This window comes from Actinoplanes sp. NPDC026619 (assembly GCF_040638295.1).
GTDB lineage: Bacteria > Actinomycetota > Actinomycetes > Mycobacteriales > Micromonosporaceae > Actinoplanes.
In genome coordinates this window covers 1,016,373-1,034,859 of sequence record NZ_JBEZYA010000001.1, presented here as the reverse complement: position 1 = coordinate 1,034,859, position 18,487 = coordinate 1,016,373, and the positions used below count along the sequence as shown (strand labels likewise).

Sequence of the window (18,487 nt, the reverse complement as noted above, 5' to 3'; positions counted from 1 at the left end):
GCCACGTCAGAAAAGGCACGCCGCCACCGTACTCACCGAACTCAAGCCGGTGGATATGTGCCGATCTCGTCGGCCACGATCTTCGCGGAGAGGGTGACCATCGGCAGGCCGCCGCCGGGATGCACCGAGCCGCCGACCAGGAAGAGGTGGTCGGCCGGGCCCCGGTTGGGCGGGCGGAGCAGGCCGCCGGCGGTGCCGTAGATCGCGCCGCCCGGAGCGGCCGCGGCGTCGGCCAGGTCGGCCGGGGTGCGGGTCTCGGCGAAGATCAGCCGGTCGCGCACGTCGAGACCGCGACGGGCCAGAACATCAAGGACATGCTTCGCGTACGCGTCGGCCAGCCCCGGCCGCCGCCAGTCGATCGCCGACCAGGCAGTGCCGTGGCGCGGGGCGTTGACCAGCACGAACCAGGCCTCGGCGCCGGGCGGGTGCACCGCCGGGTCGGCGGCCCGGGTGATGAAGATCGTCGGATCGTCGGGCAGCGCGGCCCGGCGCCCCGGCGCACCGAAGATCGCGGTGAACTCGGCGTCGTAATAGCTGGGGAAGAAGACGTTGTGGTGGGCCAGTTCCGGCGTCTGTCCGCGGACGGCCAGCAGCAGGACGAAGCCGGCGAGGCTGCGCCCGGTGAGCCGGGCCAGCCGGGCCGGGGTGGGCAGCAGATCGCGATAGAGAGTGAGCGCGTCCACATCGGACACCACGATGTCCGCGTCGACCAGCTTGTTCCCGAGACGCACCCCGGTGGCCCGGCCGCCGGTGGTCTCGATCGCGGTCACCGCCGAGCCGGTGATGATGCGGACGCCCAGTGCGGCGCAGCGGTCCGCCATCGCGGCGCCGAGCGTGCCGAGGCCGCCGGGCAGGTACCAGCCGCCGAAGTTCAGCTCGGCGTAGGGGATCGCGGCCAGCGCGGCCGGGGCCCGGCGCGGGTCGGCGCCGGTGTAGGTCGCGTAGCGGTCCAGCAGCATGCGCAGGCGCGGGTCGCGCAGATAGCGGTAGCTCAGGTCGCGCAGGGTGCGGCCGGGCGCGATCGCGGCCAGGTCGCCGACCCGCCAGGAGAGCGCGGCCAGCGAGGCCGGCGTGACCGGGCGCCGCAGCACCGACCGCCACGAGGCCCGCCAGATCCGCTCGGCCCGCCGCCAGAACCGATCCCAGTCGGCGGCCGCTCCGGCGCCGAACGCGTCGGCGATCCGATCCAGGAAGACGTCGTGCTCCGACGACGAGTCGAGGACCGAACCGTCCGGGAAGAAGTGCCGGACCACCGGGTCGAGCGGTTGCAGCTCGGGCAGGCGCAACCCGAGATCCTCGAACACCTGCGGCAGCGTGAGCAGGCTCGGCCCGGTGTCGAAGCGGAAGCCGTCCCGCTCGTAGACGGCCAGTTTTCCGCCGACGGCCGCCGCGCGCTCGTGCACCTCGACGTCGTGCCCCGCCGCGCCCAGCCGAATCGCGGCGGCCAGCCCGCCGACGCCCGCGCCGACAACCACCACCCGGCTCATGCGGGCCTCACTCTCATAGCCGGCGGCCTCGCCAGGTCAGGCGGCCGGTGCGGCGCAGCTGGAACGAACGGGCGATCAGCCCGGCGAACAGGATGATCGAGAGCGGGTGGGCGAGGGCGGCCGGCCCGGGCTTTGTGCCGGTGGCGGTGGCGGTGATGACGCGGCCCGCTACGCCCAGCAGGTAGGCGCACAACGCTACTGCCGCGAGAACGCCTGAGCCGGTGACGGCCAAGACCGGCGCGGCCGCGGCCGGAAGCGCGTACAGGCAAAGCAGAAGGACCACGACGATGCTGGCCGCGGTCGCCGAGCCGAAACTCGCCCAGAGGGATTTGGTGTAGCCGTTCGTCAGATCTCGCCAGTTGTCGTACATGCGGCATGTCGCGGCGCCGGAGGCGTCGGCCAGCGCGATGCGACCGCCGGAACGCTTGATCTGCCGGGCCAGGGCGATGTCCTCGAGGACCTCGGTGCGGACGGCGGCGTGCCCGCCGGCCTGGCGGTAACCCGCCGCGTCGACCATCAGCCACTGGCCGCCGGCTGCCGCCAGCGATGGGCGCGGCGAGCGCTCCATCGCGCGGAGCGGGAGAAACGTCAGCCAGGACCACTGCAGGAGAGGCTGAAGCAGGCGACTTCCGGTTCCGGTGATGTGCGGGTACGGCGACAGCAGCGTCACGCCGATCCCGCGCATGAGGGTCGCGGCCCGGGCGATCGCGTCCGGTTCGAGGACCACGTCGGCGTCCACGAAGGACAAGATGTCAGCATTTTTCGTGGCTTCGGCGAGTTGATGGCATGCGTGCGGTTTGCCGAGCCAGCCGGGTGGCAGGTCGGTTCCGGTGATCAGCTGGACCTGGTCGCCCGCGATCGCCCGGACCACGTCGGCGGTGCCGTCGGTCGAGCCGTCGTCGAGGACGTGGATGGTCAGGTCGGCGACGCCGCGCTGGGCCAGCAGCGCCTCCAGGCAGGGCGTGACCCGGCCGGCCTCGTTGCGCAGGGGCAGCAGGACGGCAACGCGCTCCGTGACCGGCTTTTCGGATTTGCCGGCTTTCGGGAGGCGGCGCAGCAGAGCCGCGTTGGTCGCGGTGTGGGCGGCCAGCGCCAGCCAGGGCAGCAGGATCAGCCAGATCACGGCCGTACCTCGATCGTGGCCGGCCTGGCCCTGATCATCTTGGCGGCGACCGGGAGGACGGCGGCGCCCATGACGACGGCGCCCCAGGCCGCGGAGGCGGGAAGGCCCAGGAAGACCGCGTGGGCGAGCACGGAGGAAGCGTACGTCCAGAACCAGAGCGTGAGGATCGGCGCGTCACCCTCGGTGGGGGTTTTGATGCTCCGGCCGCCGGCGGCGGACAGGGCGAGCATCAGCAGCAGGGCGAACCCCAGCCAGCCGAGATAATTGCCGATCGGGATGCCGGGCACGCCGGGCAACGCGGGGGTGGGGGAGTGCCAGCGCCAGTAACCCTCGGCGACCATCTGCGGATCGAGGAAGAGGTCCCAGGCGGCCAGCCCGAGACCGGCCAGCCCGATCCGGGCGAGGGGGCGTTTGGTCAGATGTGTCGCGGCGATCCAGGCCGGCCAGGCCATCCAGGTCCAGGCCAGCGGGATGATCAGCGGCACTTCGAGGAGCTTCGGCCCGAGTTCGCCGGAATAGTCGTAGGTGCCGAACGGGAAGCCGGTGGCGACGCCGATGGCCTCCACCGCGAAACCGCCCACAGTGGCCGTCCCGATCAGCGCACCGGCCGCGCGGAGGCCGCGAGTCAGCGCCGCGTGCGCCACCGACATGGCGTAGCCGAGCACGACCGTCGCGACGGTCAGGCCGGCCCTGGCGTTTCCGCCGGTCAGCGGGTAACAGATCTGGGCGAGAACCAGGACGGCCAGCAGCGCCCACGGCAGGCGGGTGCGCATCGCCGGAGTCAGATGCCGACGATGCCGGGCGCGTCCTCGGCCGGCCGCTCCATCAGCGGCAGCTCCCGGCCCAGGATCGCGAATGCGCGCTCGTCGCCGGGGAACAGGAAGTCGCGCAGCACGTCGACGAAGTCGAACCGCCTATACAGCCGCCAGGCCCGGGACTTCTGCTCGTCGGCCTCGGGCGTGGACAGCAGCACCGTCTTGCCGTCGGCCATGGCCAGCAGCGCACGCAGCTGGCGGGCGCCGACGCCGTGACCCTGCGCGGCCGGGCGGACGTGCAGCTCGACCACCTCGAAGCAGTCGCTCAGCCAGTGCTCGCGGGACGGCTCGTCGAGGGCCGAACGCACCTGGTCGTGCCACCACTGGCCGGGGCCGGAGGCGTAGCCGTAGCCGAAACCGGCGAGCCGGCCGTCGGTGGTGAGCGTGGCCACGGCCCGGAAACCGGAGCGGCGGACGTGGGCGCCGATGTAGCCGCGCCGGGTCTGCAGCAGCTCCTGGCGGTAGCCCATCGCCTCGCCGTAGACGGCGACGACGTCGTCCAGGCGGCGGAGCAGATCGTCCGGCTGCCACGCAACGAGCCTCATACCTAAATCTGCCCCTCTTCCAGCCACCCCAGCACAGCCCGGTCGCCGGTGATGCCGTCCACCGCGAACCGGGCGAACAGCTCCTCGGCGTACCACCTGGCTGCCGGGGTGCGGGCGATCACCGCACGGTGCTCCGGCTGACGGTACGCGAAGGCGGTCAGGTCCGCCGCATCACGCCACACGCTGACCGTGCCCTGCCAGCCGATCGGCGCCTCACCCATGCCGAAACGGGCGAGCAGCCCGGGGGCGGCGGCGATCTCCCGGGCCACCGGCGGGATCGCCCGCCAGAACGTGAGGGCTCGGGTGGGGCGCAGGCGGGCCCGGGTCAGGGCGAGGACCATGCCGTCGCTCCGGGCCGCCGTGACCGTGCCGAACGGGGCCCGGCCGGACCAGGTGCCGCGGCTGGTCAGCGGGGTGAGGTCGACCGTCGCCTTGGCCGTCGCCAGGCGGTCCCAGCCGGGGATCTCGATCTTCTTGTCGCTGACGACCAAGGCCGCCCACCGGGTCAGATCGGCGTCGCGGGGACCGAAGCCTACGCCCGTGCCCGTACCCAGAAATTTAGCGAAACGGACACCGCGCAGCCTGCGCCCCGCCAAGGGCATGCGCAGCATGACCGCGCCGATCTTCGGTCTGGGCACCCGCCAGACATGCAGCGTGACCAGCATGGGCATGTCGCTCATTCTTTACCGATATGTCCCTTGCCGAAGACCCATGGGGCGATGCCGTTGACGAAGTCGTGCGGGAAGCCGAGCTTGAAATCGGTGGCCGCGGTCAGCGCGCCGACCTGCGCCGGGGTCAGCTGCACGTCGACCGCGCCGAGGTTGTCGGTGAGCTGGGCGAGCGAGCGGGCGCCGATGATCGGGACGATCGCCGGCGAGCGGGCGATGGTCCAGGCGATCGCGACCTGCGACGGGGTGGCGCCGGCCTCGTCGGCGACCTTCTGCACGGCGGCCGCGGCGGCGTGCTGGCGCTCGTCGATGTCCTCGGCCTTGTGCCTGGTCCTCGAGTCTGATTTCGCGGTGTATTTGCCGGACAGGATGCCGCCCGCGAGCGGACTCCACGCGGTCACCGCGAGGCCCAGCGACTCGGCCATCGGCAGCAGCTCGCGCTCGATGTCCCGGTCGAGCACGTTGTAGGGCATCTGCAGCGCCGTGAACGGCGACCAGCCGCGCAGCTCGGCGAGGGTCTGACCACGGGCGATCACCCAGGCCGGCGCGTCCGAGATGCCAACATAAAGAACCTTTCCGGCGCGTACGGCGTCGTCTAGCGCCCGCATCGTCTCCTCGATCGGAGTGGCGGCATCCCAGACGTGCACCCAGTAGATGTCGAGGTAGTCGGTGCGCAGGCGGCGCAGGCTGGTCTCGAGGGAGGCGCGCAGGTTCTTGCGGGCGTTGCCACCGGCGTTCGCGTCGTCCGGGTTGCGGGTGGCGGTGTATTTGCTGGACAGCACGAACGACTCGCGGCGGCCGGCCAGCAGCTCGCCGAGGATCTGCTCGCTCTGCCCGTCCCGGTAGTTGATCGCGGTGTCGACGGTGTTGCCGCCGGCCTCCGCGTACGCGTCGAGGATGCGCCGGCACTCCTCGATGGGCGCGCCGACGCCACCCTGCTCGCCAAAGGTCATCGCGCCGAGGATCAGCTCCGACACGCGCAGCCCGCTCGGGCCGAGGGTCCGGTATCTCATCCCGCCGTTATATCCCCACGGCGTCTTCGCTCGCCGCCCATAATTTCGCGGCGGCGGCCGGGTCGGCGGCGTACGAGGCCGGTTTCTTCGCGTCGTGGCCGACGTAGTAACCGCCGTCGACCAGGTCCTGTTTCGGCGCGGTGGCCAGCCACACGAGCAGCGCGCCGGCCTTCTCCGGAGTGACCAGGAACGGCGCGAAGCGATAGAAGAGCCTGGTCAGCGTGCCGTCGCCGAAGTTGGTGCGGACCACGCCCGGGTGGAAGGACACGCTGGTGACGTCCGGCCAGCGGCGGGCCGCCTCGGCCGCGAACATGATGTTGGCCGACTTGGCCCCGCCGTACGTGCGGAAGCCTTGGTAGCTTCGGTGATCGCCGCTGAAGTTGTCGGGATCCGGACGCCCCGATCGGTGCGCGTCCGAGGCGGTGCTGACGATGCGGCCGCCGGCCAGCCGCTCCCGCAGCAGATTGGCCAGCAGGAACGGGCCGAGATGGTTGCCCTGGATGGTGGCCTCGTGACCATCGGCGGTCCGCCGGTAGTTTGCGATCATGCCGCCCGCGTTGCTGGCCAGAACATCGATCTTCGGGTACGCCTCGAGCAGGTGCCGGGCCAGCTCACGGACCTCTGTCAGCGACTCGAAGTCGGCGCGGAACTGGCCCGGCTCACGCCCGTTGCCGGCCTGCCGCACCCGCGCGACCGCCGCGGCCAGGCGCTCCGGATTGCGGCCGATCACGACCACCTGATCGCCCTGCGCCGCCAGCTGCTCGGCGGCGGCCAGGCCCACGCCGGAACTGGCGCCTGTGATCACTACGGTCCGGTCCATCGTCCCGTCCTCCTTCTTGTCGCACCCGTGGTGCATCCTGACACCTGCAATTCACCACGGCCCCCTGGGGAGCGGATGAGCACCGAGATCAACGTGCCGGCGGTTGTCGACAGCCCGGTGCACCCGCACGTGCCCAGTAATGCGGTGAGCCGCTGGCTGCTCGCCAACCGGGTGCAGCCGGTCGGCCCCGAGGCGGCGCAGACCGACCACGAGCAGCCGTGGTGGAAGGTCATGTGCCTGACCGGCGTCGACTACTTCTCCACCCTGTCCTACCTGCCCGGCATCGCGGCCCTTGCGGCCGGCGCGCTCTCCCCGCTGGCCACTCTGCTGATCGTGGCACTGACCCTGTTCGGCATGCTCCCGATGTATAGACGGGTCGCCAAGGAGAGCCCGCACGGGCAGGGCTCGGTGGCGATGCTCGAGCACCTGCTCCCGTTCTGGCGGGGCAAGCTGTTCGTGCTGGTCCTGCTCGGGTTCGTGTGCACGTCGTGGATCATCACGATCACCCTGTCGGCGGCCGACGCCACGGTCCACATGTCGGAAAATCCGTACCTTCCGGGTTTTCTGCACGGTCACGCCGTGCTCATCACCGTCGTTCTTCTCCTGGTCCTCGGTTTTGTCTTTCTGCTCGGCTTCAGTGAGGCCGTCGGCGTGGCGATCCCGCTGGTCGCGATCTTCCTGGTGCTCAACGCGGTGGTCACCGTGGTCGGCCTGGTCGACGTCTTCGGCACCGCCGGCGCGTTCTCCACCTGGGTCGACGCGCTGCCCTCCGGCAGTTTCCTCAGCGTGATCGGGCCGTCCGTGCTGGCCTTCCCGGCGCTGGTGCTCGGCCTGTCCGGCTTCGAGACCGGGGTCAGCATGATGCCGCTGATCAAGGCGCGCGACATGGCCGATCGAGTCCGCAACACCCGCAAGCTGCTCACCACGGCCGCGCTGATCATGAGCGTCTACCTGATCGCCACGTCGTTCGTGACGACCGTGCTGATCCCGGCGGAGGAGTTCAAACCGGGCGGCGCGGCGAACGGCCGGGCCCTGGCCTACCTCGCCCACGAGAAGCTCGGCGAGGTCTTCGGCACGGCGTACGACATCAGCAGTGTTTTGATCCTCTGGTTCGCGGGCGCCTCGGCGATGGCCGGCCTGATCAACATCGTGCCCCGCTACCTGCCCGGATACGGCATGGCGCCGGAGTGGGGGCGCGCCGTCCGGCCGGTTGTGCTGGTCTACACCGGCATCAGCATCGGCATCACGCTGGTCTTCCGCGCCGACGTCAACGCCCAGGCCGGCGCGTACGCCACCGGCATCCTGGCGATGATGGTCTCCGGCGCGGTCGCGGTCACCATCTCCGCATGGCGAGCGGGGCAACGGCGGGCCGGCGCCGGCTTCGCGATTCTCACGCTGATCTTGTTGTACGCGCTGGGCGACAACATCATCGAGAAACCGGACGGGATCGCCATCTCCGCGGTGTTCGTCGCCGGGATCATCCTGGTCTCGCTGATCTCCCGGGTCAGCCGCACCACCGAACTGCGGGCCGAGCGGATCGAGTTCGACGAGTCCGCCCGGCAGTACATTGCCGACTCCATCGCCAACGACGGCGAGCTCGACATCGTCGCCAACCGGCGGGAGACCGGCAAGTCCGCGGAGTACGCGTACAAGGAGGACGAGCAGCGCCGGATGAACCCGGTGCCCGGCCGCAACGACATCCTCTTCCTCGAGGTCGAGGTGGTCGACCCGTCCGGGTTCAGCGAGGTGCTCGAGGTGCAGGGCGCCGAGGTCGACGGCCACCGGGTGCTGCGGGTGCGGAGCCCGGCCGCGCCCAACGCGATCGCCGCCGTCCTGCTGGCCCTGCGCGACGCGACCGGGGTGCGGCCGCACTGCTACTTCGCCTGGGCCGAGGGCAGCCCGCTGATCCACCTGTTCCGCTACCTGCTGCTCGGCCGCGGCGACACCGCGCCGGTGGTGCGCGAGATCATCCGCAAGACCGAGCCCGACATCGAACGCCGCCCGGTCATCCACGTCGGCGGCGTCTAGGGCTTATCTGGTGGATCACGCGGGACGCCAGCCACGACCTGGACCTCGCCTCGCTCCCACGTGATCCACCAGATAAGCCCTATTTCTCTGACCTGAGTCAGAGAAATCGGTCTAGCCTCGATCCGTGGACCAGATCGAGCTCGTGCGCGACTTCAACCGGTTCTACACCCGGCGCCTCGGCGTCCTGACCGATCAGTACCTCGGCCTCGACCGGCCGTGGAGCGAATCGCGGCTGCTGTTCGAGATCGGCGCCGGGGCCGGCGTGCGTGATCTGCGGGAACGGCTCGGGCTCGACTCCGGATACCTGAGCCGGATGCTCCGGTCGCTCCAGGAGCAGGGCCTGGTGTCGGTGCGGCCGCACCCGGGTGACGGGCGGGTGCGGGTGGCCGAGCTGACCGCGGCCGGGGAACGGGCGCGGGCCGATCTCGACGCCCGGGCCCGGGAGAGCGTGGGGGAGATGCTGGGGCAGCTGACCGCTTCCCAGCGGGACCGGCTGGTCGAGGCGCAGCTGCAGGTCCGGCGGCTGCTGTGGATGGCGGGGGTGATGGTCGAGGCGGTCCCCGACGACGCGCCGGTGGCGCGCGAGTGCCTGCGGCGGTACGCAGCCGAGCTGGCCGGCCGGTTCCCCGAGGGGTATGACGAGAGCGCGCTGATCCGGCCCGGGGAGCTGGTGGTTACGGGCGGGGAGTTCGTGGTGGCGTTCGAGGGGGCGCCGGGGGACCCCGGCCGTTCGGCGGTGGGGTGCGGCGCCTGGCAGCCGCTGTCTTCCTCCGGTCTTGCTGAGATTCGGCATCTGTGGATCGGGCCGGAATGCCGGGGTCTCGGTCTGGGGCGGCGGGTGCTCTCCCGTCTGGAGCAGGGTGCCGCCGGCCAGGGGATCCATACGCTGCGGCTGGGCACGCACTCGTCGTTGTCCGAGGCTGCGGCGCTCTATCGGAGCAGCGGTTACCGCGAGATCCCGCCGTACAGCGACTCGATCTACAACCAGCTCACTTTCGAGAAGCCGGTGTAGCGCGCGGGGTTGCGTTTTTGTCGTACGCCAGTGCTAGTCTCTTCAGTAGTTAGAACGGATGTTCGAAAGCCTCGAACATCCGGTCTGGCAACCGGGAGCGGTGTTTCGCGGCACGGCCCCCGGGTGCGGCACCCGCGAAGTGCTGCACGTGAGGCTCCGGGCATTCGCGGGTCCGGTGCCCTCGAGACAAGGCAGGACCGCCGTCCGTCGCCCCCCGACCCCCGGGTGGCGGGCGGCGGACCCGCCGGCTAGGTCCGGCCGGGTGTGGTGTGGGGAAGCTTCACACCCGGCCGGTTCGCCCTCCGGGGCAGCTGCGCCTTCCTCCGCAGCGGATCGGTTCGACCACGGCACGTCGGATGCGAGCACGCGAGGAGAACGACCTATGGCGAGCAATACGGCGCCGGGCCTTCGGCAGGTTCCCGGCTTGGCGCACGCGCCGACCGCGGCCGTGCAGGAAGCACCCACGGTCCCGGCGCACATGCTGCCGAACCGCACACCGGCCCAGCTGCTGGTGATAGCGCGGCAGGGCCTGACCGAGGCAGCACACACCCGTCCCGACGGCCTCCGCTACGCCGCGGCCCACCTGGCCGCCCTGCGAGCAGCTGCCGCAATCCTGGCGGCCCGGGCCCGCCCCGCCGCACCCACCCGCCGCAGCCGGGTGACCAGCGTCTGGTCCCTCCTGGTCCTGGTGGCCCCCGAGTTCGGCGACTGGGCAAGCTACTTCGCCCTGGGCGCCGCCAAACGAGCCGCCGCCGAAGCCGGCATCCCCCGAGTCGTAAGCCCCCGGGAAGCCGACGACCTCTTGCGAGCAGCCGAACAGTTCGTCGCCGTCGTCGAGTCCTCCCTGGCCCTGAGCTACCAGCCTCCACTGGCCGCCGCCTAACCGCCCCGACCCGCCCGCCTGGCCTGACCGGCTCGGCTTGGCCGGCTCGCTCGGCTTGGCTGGCTCGGCTTGGCTGGCTCGGCTTGGCTGGCTCGCTCGGCTTGGCTGGCTCGCTCGGCTTGGCTGGCTCGCTCGGCTTGGCTGGCTCGCTCGGCTTGGCTTGGCCGACTCGGCTCGGCCGGTGTGACCCGGACGGGTCGACCGTGACCGCGGCCACGGCGAGGGCGGGCGCGTCGGATGGCCTTTGCCAGCCGGAGCGGTCCCGCGATTTTGACGGACGACTGTCTGACCTGACTTCTCCCGGCTGAGGCGGTTCACCGCTTCGGCGGACGACTGCTGTCTGCCTCAAGTGGACAGCGCGATTTCTCAGCGTCGCGTGCCGTCCGAAACGAGTGGCGCGGTCGCGATTTGACTTCCGCCCGGCGTGCTGGCGGCGGCTTGGCCGCTTGGTCCGGGCGGGTGGCTTGGCCGCTTGGTTTGGGCGGGTGGCTTGGTTCGGGCGGGTGGCTTGGTTGCTTGGTTCAGGCGGGCGGGTTGGTTGCTTGGTTCGGCGGGCGGCTTGGCCGCTTGGTTCGGCAGATGGGTTGGTTGCTTGGTCCGGCGGGCGGGTTGGTCCGGCGGAGCCTGGCCATGGCGAATGGGCCGTCGGCTGACGGTTTGGAGAGTTCGGTTGCCGCGCTGGAAGAGCGGCTCAATCGGCTGGCGTGGCCCATCCGGGTTCCGGGTGGGCGGGAAACACTGTGACACGGAGCGTGGCAAACGATGGCGGGACGCATGATCAACGGTGCGGCCGCCCTCGCGGAGCTGATTCGGACGGCGGAGGAGACCGACGAACCGGGCGTGCACCGGGTATTGCCGGTGGCGCCCGAGCTGAGCGGTCTGCTGCCCGGCCGCGGGCTGCGCCGGGGGAGCACCGTCTCGGTCGCCACCGGGCGGGCGGCGCCGGCCGGCGGTGGCACGTCGCTGATGCTCGCGCTGCTGGCCGAGGCGTCGCGGACCGGTTCCTGGTGTGCCGTGGTCGGGGTGCCGGCCCTGGGCGCGCTCGCCGCGCAGGAGAGCGGCATCGCCCTGGAACGGCTCGCCCTCGTGCCCAACCCCGGCCCCGACTGGCCCACCGTGGTGGCCGCGCTGATCGACGGCGTTGACGTGGTGGTCACCGCCGTGCCCGGCCCGGTGGCGGCATCCATAGCCGGCCGGCTGGCCGCGCGGGCGAGGCAGCGGGGCAGCGTGCTGGTGCCGTTCGGCCAGTGGGACGGCGCCGACGTGACACTGCGCGTCACCGAGAGCCGCTGGGAAGGCCTGGGCGCCGGCCACGGCCGGCTGCGCCGCCGCGAGGTGACGGTCCTGGCCCGCGGCCGGGGCGCCGCCGCCCGCCCCAAGGAGATAACCATGTGGATGCCGGGCGTCACGCTCCGCCCGTTCACCATCCCACCCCCACCCGCCACCACCGACCTGCCCACCGTCGGCGCCTCCGAGCCACCGCCCGCCACTTCCACCCGCGGCCTGCGCGCGGTCCCCGATCCCGCCACGCGCGCGGCGTCCAACTTCGGGCAGCGCGCGGCTCCCGGCCTTGGGCCTCCTGCCGCTCCCGGTCCCATGCCGGGTGCGGCGTCTGACTCCGGTTTCCGTGCGGTCTCGGGTTTTGGGCGTTCTACCGCCCCTGGTCCCATGCCGCGTGCAGCGTCCGGCTCCGGTTTCCGTGCGGTCTCGGGTCTTGAGCCTTCAACCGCCCCTGGTCCCATGCCGCGTGCAGCGTCCGGCTCCGGCTTCCGTGCCGTCTCGGGTCTTGAGCCTTCTACCGCCCTTGGCTCCGTGCCGCGTGCAGCGTCCGGCCTCAGACTCCTGGCCGTCTTCGGCCTTGGCTCCACGTCGCCAGCCCTGGGCGGCTCCGGGTCGCAAGTCGTCGAGTTGCCTGCTGCTTCCGGCCCCGCGCAGCGCCTGGCCTCTGGCCACGTTCTGCCTGTCTCCGGCCCCGAGTCGCCCATCGCTTCCGGCCCCGAGTCGCCCATCGCTTCCGGCCCCGAGCCGTCCATCGCTTCCGGCCCCGAGCCGCCGGGGGAACCTTCGGCGTCCAAGGCCGACAGCCATGCGAGTTGCCCGCCCAAAACCTTGAAATCGGAGCCTCTACGGCACTCCGAGACCCCAACTTCAAGGAACCCGGCGTCACCGTGGCCGCAAAAGATCTCCAGTGGCTGGCAGCCACTCAGAGCCTCATCGATCTATGTTGCCGCCGACTCCGATTTGCGTGGTTTCTCCGGTCGAGCCGCGTTCGGTGGGAACGGGGGAGCGCTTGCACTCGCCGAATGGCCGGCGGGGCCCTCCCTCCGTTCCGTCCATGGAGGTCAATCACCCGCCGTAACTGAAGCTCTGCCGGGACCGGATCGTGGCGGCCCGCGCCGGAGCCCGGTGCATGGAGTGTCCACGGTGGCCGGTGAGCTGCGGTCTTCCCGGCGGGCTCGGCAGCCGGAGGCGGTGGAGCGGATCGGCGGGGCGGCGCCGGGTGGGGAAGCCGGCGCCGGGCGGGTGGTCTCCGTGCCGCCCCGCCTGCTGCCCGCGGCCGAAGCGGACGCCCGGTTCAGGGCGGGCGGGGCGGTGGAGCGACGTGGGTGAGGTGCGGACCCTGCTGGTCTGGTGCCCGGACTGGCCGGTGACGGCGGCGGAGATCGTCGACGGGGTGGAGGCGGCCGGGCCGGTGGTCGTGCTGAAGGAGAACCGGGTGGTCGCCTGTTCGGAGGCGGCGCGGCAGGACGGCGTACGCCGGGGGTTAAGGCGCCGGGAAGCGCAGAGCCGATGCCCTCGGCTGGTTGTTGTTGATCATGATGCTGGGCGGGACGCCCGAGCCTTCGAGGCGGTCGTCGCCGCGGTCGAGGAGGTCGCGGTGGGGGTCGAGGTGATCCGGCCGGGGGCTCTCGCGCTCGCCGCCCGGGGTCCGGCCCGGTACTTCGGCGGGGAGGAAGCGGCCGCCGAGCGGATCGTCGAGCAGATCGCCGAGGCCTGCGCGGTGGAGAGCCAGGTGGGGATCGCCGACGGGGTGTTCGCGGCCGGCCTGGCGGCTCGCGCGGGCCGGGTGCTCGGCGCGGGGGAGACGGTTGCGTTCCTGGCCGGCCTGCCGATCGACGCGCTGGACCGGCCCGAGCTGGTCGACCTGCTCAAACGCCTGGGTGTCAAGACGCTCGGCGACTTCGCGGCGCTGCCGCCGGGAGACGTGCTGACCCGGTTCGGCTTCGACGGCGCGCTCGCCCACCGGCTCGCCGCCGGCCGTGATCATCGCCCGCTGGCCGTCCGGCAGCCGCCGCCCGACCTGGACGTGGCCGACACCTACGACGAGCCGCTGGACCGGGTCGACGTGGCCGCGTTCGCCGGCAAGGTGCTGGCCGAGCGCCTGCACGAACGGCTCGCCGGGCACGGTCTGGCCTGCACCCGGCTCGGCATCGAGGCGGTCACCGCCGACGGCCAGGAGCTGCACCGGGTGTGGCGGCACGACGGCACGCTGACCGCGGCTGCCATCGCCGAACGGGTCCGCTGGCAACTGGACGGCTGGCTCACCGGCGCCCGGCGCGGCGCACCCGCCCGGCCCACCGCCGGCCTGGTGCGGCTGCGCCTGATCCCCGACGGCGTGCTGGTCCACCTGGGACTCCAGCCCGGACTGTGGGGCGACGCCGGCGCCGACCGGGAGCGAGCCCACCGGGCCTTCAGCCGGGTGCAGGGCCTACTGGGCCCGGAGTCCCTGGTGACACCGATCCCGACCGGCGGCCGCTCCGCCGACGACCAGATCCGCCTCATCCCCTGGGGCGACGAACGCACCCCCAACCGCCCGACGGCTCCCCACACCGACCCCATCCCCGACCTGAAGACCATCCCCCTGCAGTCCCATGCCGAGGCCGAGCCCCTCCCCTTCCTGTCCCTGGTCCCCCCACTACCGGAAGACCAGGAGACCCAAGACCACGGCGCCTCGGCGGAGGCTTCTTCAGGTGTACGCCCGGAGCCCCCCGAAGCCGGCGCCGAAGTGATCGACCTGTCCTCCCGCAGACCGGCCCCGCCCGTAGGGGAGCAGGAACTGCCCGGCGAGGACGGTCCGGACCCGGTCCCCGCAGCCGTCAAGGCCGGCGAGTCCGCGATCAGCCGGCTTCGGAACGGCCGCCCTGAGTCTGAGGCCGGCCGCCCTGAGTCCGAGGCCGGCCGCCCAGAGGCCGAAGCAGCCCGGACCGGAGCCGGGGGTCCCGCGGATCGACCGGCCGCGGACAGCCGATCGGCCGGCGGGCTCACGGTGATCGCCGTGCCGCCGGGCCGGCGTAAGGGCGGTGGACGCCGGGCCACCGCCCCCGAGACCGGGCTGCCGCCGTGGCCGGGCCGGCTGCCGAAGCCGGCCCCCGCGGTCGTGCCGCTGCAGCCGCTGGCCGCGGTGGTGATCGACGGCAACGGCACGCCGGTCGGCGTCAGCGCCCGGCTCGAACTGACCGGTGAGCCGGCGGCGCTGATGGTGGAGCGAGGCACCCCGATCGAGATCAGCGGCTGGGCCGGGCCGTGGCCGGTCGACGAGCGCTGGTGGGCCACCGGCGAGAGCCGCCGCCGGGCCCGCTTCCAGCTGGCGCTGGCCGACGGCCGGGCGTTGCTGCTGGTGCTGACCGGCGGCCACTGGGCGGTGGAGGCCATCTATGACTGAGACAGGGGGCGGGAATGGGCTTCCATAACCCGAAGATGTCCTGGTCCCAGCTGGAGAAAACGCTCTCCGGGAAAGCCGAGCGGCCGAGCGGCGAGAAGAAAGAGCCGGGCCGGACCTGGCAGATCGGCCGGGACGACGGAGCGGCCCATCCCGTTGTCGATCCGCTGGCGGTGGACGCCGACGGTGGGGACTCGCCCGCCTACAGCCGTAAGCGGCAGCCCTACCAGGCGCCCGCGCTGGTGCGCTCCGAGAGCGGCGTTCCCTATGCCGAGCTGCACTGTCACACCAACTTCAGCTTTCTCGACGGGGCCAGCCATCCCGAGGAACTGGCCGAGGAGGCGGCCCGGCTCGGCTTGACCGGGCTCGCGGTCACCGACCACGACGGCTTCTACGGTGTGGTCCGCTTCTCGCAGGCCGCTCGCGAGCTCGGCCTGCCGACGATCTTCGGGGCCGAGCTCTCCCTCGATCTGACCAAGCCGCAGAACGGGGAACCGGACCCGGCGGGCCGGCACCTGCTGGTTCTCGCGCACGGGCACGAGGGATACGCCCGCCTGGCCCGGACCATCTCGCGTGGCCAGTTGGCCGGTGGGGAGAAAGGCAAGCCGCAATACGGTGACCTGGAGGACATCGCCGCGGTGCTGCGCGACCACGTGCTGGTTCTGACCGGATGCCGGAAGGGAAGCGTCCCGAGGGCACTGACCACCGGTGGGATCGAGGCGGCGGCCTACGAGCTGGACCGCCTGGTGCGCCTCTTCGGCCGGCCCAACGTCGCGGTGGAGCTGACCAGCCACGGCAACCCGGATGACGACGACCGCAACGACGCCCTTCACGCGCTGGCGAGGAGTCGAGGGCTGGCGGTGGTCGCCACCAACAACGTGCACTACGCGGTCCCGGCCCGGCGGCGGCTCGCCACCGCGGTGGCCGCGGTCCGGGCCCGGCGCAGCCTCGACGAGATCGACGGCTGGCTGCCCGCCGCCGGCACCGCTCACCTGCGCAGCGGCGAGGAGATGGCCCACCGGTTCGCGGCGTATCCGGAGGCGGTGGCGAACGCCGCGATGTTCGGTGAGGACCTCGCGTTCGATCTGAATCTGGTCGCCCCCAAACTGCCGGACTTCCCGATCGAGCCGGGCCACACCGAGATGAGCTGGCTGCGGAAGCTGACCATGGAGGGCGCCCTCGAACGGTACGGGCCGCCGGCGGCGCACCCGAAGGCCTACGAGCAGATCGAGCGCGAGCTGCGGATGATCGAGGAGCTGAACTTCCCGGGCTACTTCCTGGTCGTCTACGACATCGTCAAGTTCTGCCGGGACAACAAGATCTATGCGCAGGGCCGGGGCTCGGCGGCGAACTCGGCGGTCTGTTACGCGCTGCGGATCACCAATGTGGACGCGGTCCATTACGACCTGCTTTTCGAGCGGTTCCTCGCGCCGGAGCGGGACGGGCCGCCGGACATCGACGTGGACATCGAGTCGGACCGGCGCGAGGAGGTCATCCAGCACGTCTACCGGTTGCACGGCCGGGAGCACACCGCCCAGGTCGCCAACGTGATCTCCTACCGGCCCCGGTCGGCGGTCCGGGACATGGCCAAGGCGTTCGGTTTCTCGCCCGGCCAGCAGGACGCCTGGAGCAAGCAGATCGACCGGTGGGGGAGTGTCGCGACCGTCGACGTGGAGGAGATCCCGGAGCAGGTCGTCGCGTTCGCGAACCAGCTGCAGACCTTCCCCCGGCACCTGGGCATCCACTCCGGCGGCATGGTCATCTGCGACCGGCCGATCATCGAGGTCTGCCCGGTGGAGTGGGGCCGGATGCCGGGCCGCACGGTGCTGCAGTGGGACAAGGACGACTGCGCGGCCATCGACCTGGTCAAGTTCGACCTGCTCGGGCTCGGCATGCTGTCCGCGCTGCACTACGCCTACGACATGATCGAGTCCGATCTGGACATCAGCACGATGCGGCTGGACGACGACGAGGTCTACGTAATGCTGTGCCGGGCCGACTCGGTCGGCGTCTTCCAGGTGGAGAGCCGGGCCCAGATGGCGACGCTGCCCCGGCTCAAGCCGACGGAGTTCTACGACCTGGTCGTCGAGGTGGCTCTGATCCGGCCCGGCCCGATCCAGGGCGGCTCGGTGCACCCCTTCATCCGCCGGAAGAACGGGCTCGAGGAGATCACCTTCCCGCATCCGCTGATGCGCAACGCGCTGGAGAAGACCCTCGGCGTGCCGCTCTTCCAGGAGCAGCTCATGCAGCTGGCGATCGACGTCGCCGGCTTCGACGCGGGCGAGGCCGATCAGCTCCGCCGGGCGATGGGCTCGAAGCGTTCGGTGGAGAAGATGGAAGAGATCAAGACGCGGCTGTACGAGGGTATGGCCGAGCGGGGGATCACCGGCGAACTGGCGGACGATCTCTTCCTGAAGCTCTCCGCCTTCGCCAGCTACGGTTTCCCGGAAAGCCACGCCATGAGCTTCGCCTACCTGGTGTACGCGAGCGCCTGGCTCAAGCGTTACCACCCGGCCGCGTTCTGCGCGGCGTTGCTGAACGCCCAGCCGATGGGCTTCTACTCGCCGCAGTCGCTGGTCGACGACGCGCGGCGGCACGGGGTCGAGGTGCGCCGGCCGGACATCAATCTGAGCGATGCCGCCGCCACCCTGGAGTCCACGCCGGTGACGAGGTGGGGGTCGCTTCCCGACGAGCCGCCGCACGCGTGGGGGCTGGGTGGGCCGGCTGTTCGGCAGGGGCTGGCCAGCATTCGCACCATCGGGGATGAGCTGGCCGGGACCATCGAGGCGGAGCGGCGAGCCAATGGGCCGTATCGCAGCATGACCGATCTTTCCCGGCGTACCGGATGTGGGACCGCTCATCTGGAAGCTCTCTCCACCGCCGATGCCTTCGCGGGTTTCGGTCTTTCGCGCCGTGAGGCGCTCTGGGCGGCCGGGGCCGCCGCGCAGGACCGGCCGGACCGGTTGCCGGGGACGGTGACCGGGACCGACGCGCCGACGCTGCCGGGGATGGACGAGGTGGATCGGCTGCGGGCGGACGTGTGGGCGACCGGGCTGTCGCCGGAGGCGCATCCGGCGCAGTTCCTGCGGGGGGAGTTCGAGCGGGTCGGCGCGTTGCCGATCGCGCGGCTCGGGGGCGTCGAGGCCGGCACCCGGATCCGGGTGGGCGGGATCGTCACGCACCGGCAGCGGCCGGCGACCGCGGGCGGGGTGACGTTCGTGAACCTGGAGGACGAGACCGGGATGTTGAACGTGACCTGCTCGCCGGGGCTGTGGCAGCGGTATAGGCGGGTGGCGCGGACCAGTTCGGCGCTGATCGTGCGCGGCCGGCTGGAGAAGGCGGAGGGGGTGCTCAACCTGGTCGCGGACCGGCTCGACGCGGCCACCCCGCCGGTGACGCCGGCGTCCCGCGACTTCCGGTGATGAGTCGGTAT

The 18,487-nt window shown here is 71.7% G+C and carries 12 protein-coding genes and 1 pseudogene; 6 read left to right on the top strand and 7 right to left on the bottom strand.

The genetic code is table 11. From position 1 onward, the window contains the following. Positions 1 to 41 precede the first annotated feature (41 nt). Genes crtI through AB0E90_RS04805 form a run of 7 tightly spaced genes read right to left on the bottom strand, consistent with a single transcriptional unit; the run spans position 42 to position 6,471 of the window. Complete coding sequence (crtI, locus tag AB0E90_RS04835; RefSeq protein WP_360399173.1) at positions 42 to 1,487, bottom strand: phytoene desaturase family protein; 1,446 nt, start codon at positions 1,485 to 1,487, stop codon at positions 42 to 44. A gap of 13 nt (positions 1,488 to 1,500) precedes the next feature. Then, positions 1,501 to 2,610 (bottom strand): glycosyltransferase family 2 protein, encoded by a 1,110-nt coding sequence (locus AB0E90_RS04830; RefSeq protein ID WP_360399170.1) that lies wholly within the window; start codon positions 2,608 to 2,610, stop codon positions 1,501 to 1,503. Then, a complete protein-coding gene (locus AB0E90_RS04825; RefSeq protein ID WP_360399167.1) occupies positions 2,607 to 3,383 on the bottom strand; it encodes a carotenoid biosynthesis protein in 777 nt (258 codons plus the stop codon). Before AB0E90_RS04825 ends, AB0E90_RS04830 begins: the two co-directional genes overlap by 4 nt. Before the next feature lie 8 nt (positions 3,384 to 3,391). Then, positions 3,392 to 3,970 carry a GNAT family N-acetyltransferase gene (locus AB0E90_RS04820; protein WP_360399164.1) on the bottom strand — a complete coding sequence of 193 codons (579 nt, stop codon included), beginning with the start codon at positions 3,968 to 3,970 and terminating at the stop codon, positions 3,392 to 3,394. Between the two features lie 2 nt (positions 3,971 to 3,972). Further along, positions 3,973 to 4,650, bottom strand: a complete 678-nt coding sequence (locus AB0E90_RS04815) for a monooxygenase (RefSeq protein WP_360399161.1) — start codon at positions 4,648 to 4,650, stop codon at positions 3,973 to 3,975. Next, a complete protein-coding gene (locus tag AB0E90_RS04810; protein WP_360399158.1) occupies positions 4,647 to 5,651 on the bottom strand; it encodes an aldo/keto reductase in 1,005 nt (334 codons plus the stop codon). The genes AB0E90_RS04815 and AB0E90_RS04810 overlap by 4 nt, the downstream gene beginning before the upstream one ends. A gap of 7 nt (positions 5,652 to 5,658) precedes the next feature. Next, entirely contained in the window at positions 5,659 to 6,471 is an 813-nt protein-coding gene (locus AB0E90_RS04805; RefSeq protein WP_360399155.1) for an SDR family NAD(P)-dependent oxidoreductase, read from the bottom strand. Between the two features lie 75 nt (positions 6,472 to 6,546). Between AB0E90_RS04805 and AB0E90_RS04800 the strand changes: the two genes are divergently transcribed. The 6 genes and pseudogenes from AB0E90_RS04800 to AB0E90_RS04775 all read left to right on the top strand — a co-directional run bounded on the left by AB0E90_RS04800 (position 6,547) and on the right by AB0E90_RS04775 (position 18,476). Then, the gene (locus AB0E90_RS04800; protein ID WP_360399152.1) at positions 6,547 to 8,499 is read left to right on the top strand and encodes an amino acid transporter; all 1,953 of its coding nucleotides are present in this window, start codon (positions 6,547 to 6,549) and stop codon (positions 8,497 to 8,499) included. A 124-nt stretch (positions 8,500 to 8,623) separates the two neighbouring features. Further along, positions 8,624 to 9,511: a bifunctional helix-turn-helix transcriptional regulator/GNAT family N-acetyltransferase gene (locus tag AB0E90_RS04795; protein WP_360399149.1), complete on the top strand. Its 888-nt coding sequence runs from the start codon at positions 8,624 to 8,626 to the stop codon at positions 9,509 to 9,511. 382 nt (positions 9,512 to 9,893) lie between these two features. Beyond that, entirely contained in the window at positions 9,894 to 10,394 is a 501-nt protein-coding gene (locus AB0E90_RS04790; RefSeq protein WP_360399146.1) for an SAV_6107 family HEPN domain-containing protein, read from the top strand. Between the two features lie 762 nt (positions 10,395 to 11,156). Further along, positions 11,157 to 11,798, top strand: a pseudogene (locus tag AB0E90_RS04785) (hypothetical protein); the annotation flags it as partial. A gap of 1,198 nt (positions 11,799 to 12,996) precedes the next feature. Next, positions 12,997 to 15,057: a DNA polymerase Y family protein gene (locus AB0E90_RS04780; RefSeq protein ID WP_360399143.1), complete on the top strand. Its 2,061-nt coding sequence runs from the start codon at positions 12,997 to 12,999 to the stop codon at positions 15,055 to 15,057. 14 nt (positions 15,058 to 15,071) lie between these two features. After that, entirely contained in the window at positions 15,072 to 18,476 is a 3,405-nt protein-coding gene (locus AB0E90_RS04775; protein ID WP_360399140.1) for an error-prone DNA polymerase, read from the top strand. Positions 18,477 to 18,487 lie beyond the last annotated feature (11 nt).

Coding starts and splice junctions, on each gene's coding strand:
- crtI (WP_360399173.1), bottom strand. CDS start 1,487: ATGAGCCGGGTGGTGGTTGTCGGCGCGGGCGTCGGCGGGCTGGCCGCC.
- AB0E90_RS04825 (WP_360399167.1), bottom strand. CDS start 3,383: ATGCGCACCCGCCTGCCGTGGGCGCTGCTGGCCGTCCTGGTTCTCGCC.
- AB0E90_RS04820 (WP_360399164.1), bottom strand. CDS start 3,970: ATGAGGCTCGTTGCGTGGCAGCCGGACGATCTGCTCCGCCGCCTGGAC.
- AB0E90_RS04815 (WP_360399161.1), bottom strand. CDS start 4,650: ATGAGCGACATGCCCATGCTGGTCACGCTGCATGTCTGGCGGGTGCCC.
- AB0E90_RS04810 (WP_360399158.1), bottom strand. CDS start 5,651: ATGAGATACCGGACCCTCGGCCCGAGCGGGCTGCGCGTGTCGGAGCTG.
- AB0E90_RS04805 (WP_360399155.1), bottom strand. CDS start 6,471: ATGGACCGGACCGTAGTGATCACAGGCGCCAGTTCCGGCGTGGGCCTG.
- AB0E90_RS04800 (WP_360399152.1), top strand. CDS start 6,547: ATGAGCACCGAGATCAACGTGCCGGCGGTTGTCGACAGCCCGGTGCAC.
- AB0E90_RS04790 (WP_360399146.1), top strand. CDS start 9,894: ATGGCGAGCAATACGGCGCCGGGCCTTCGGCAGGTTCCCGGCTTGGCG.
- AB0E90_RS04775 (WP_360399140.1), top strand. CDS start 15,072: ATGGGCTTCCATAACCCGAAGATGTCCTGGTCCCAGCTGGAGAAAACG.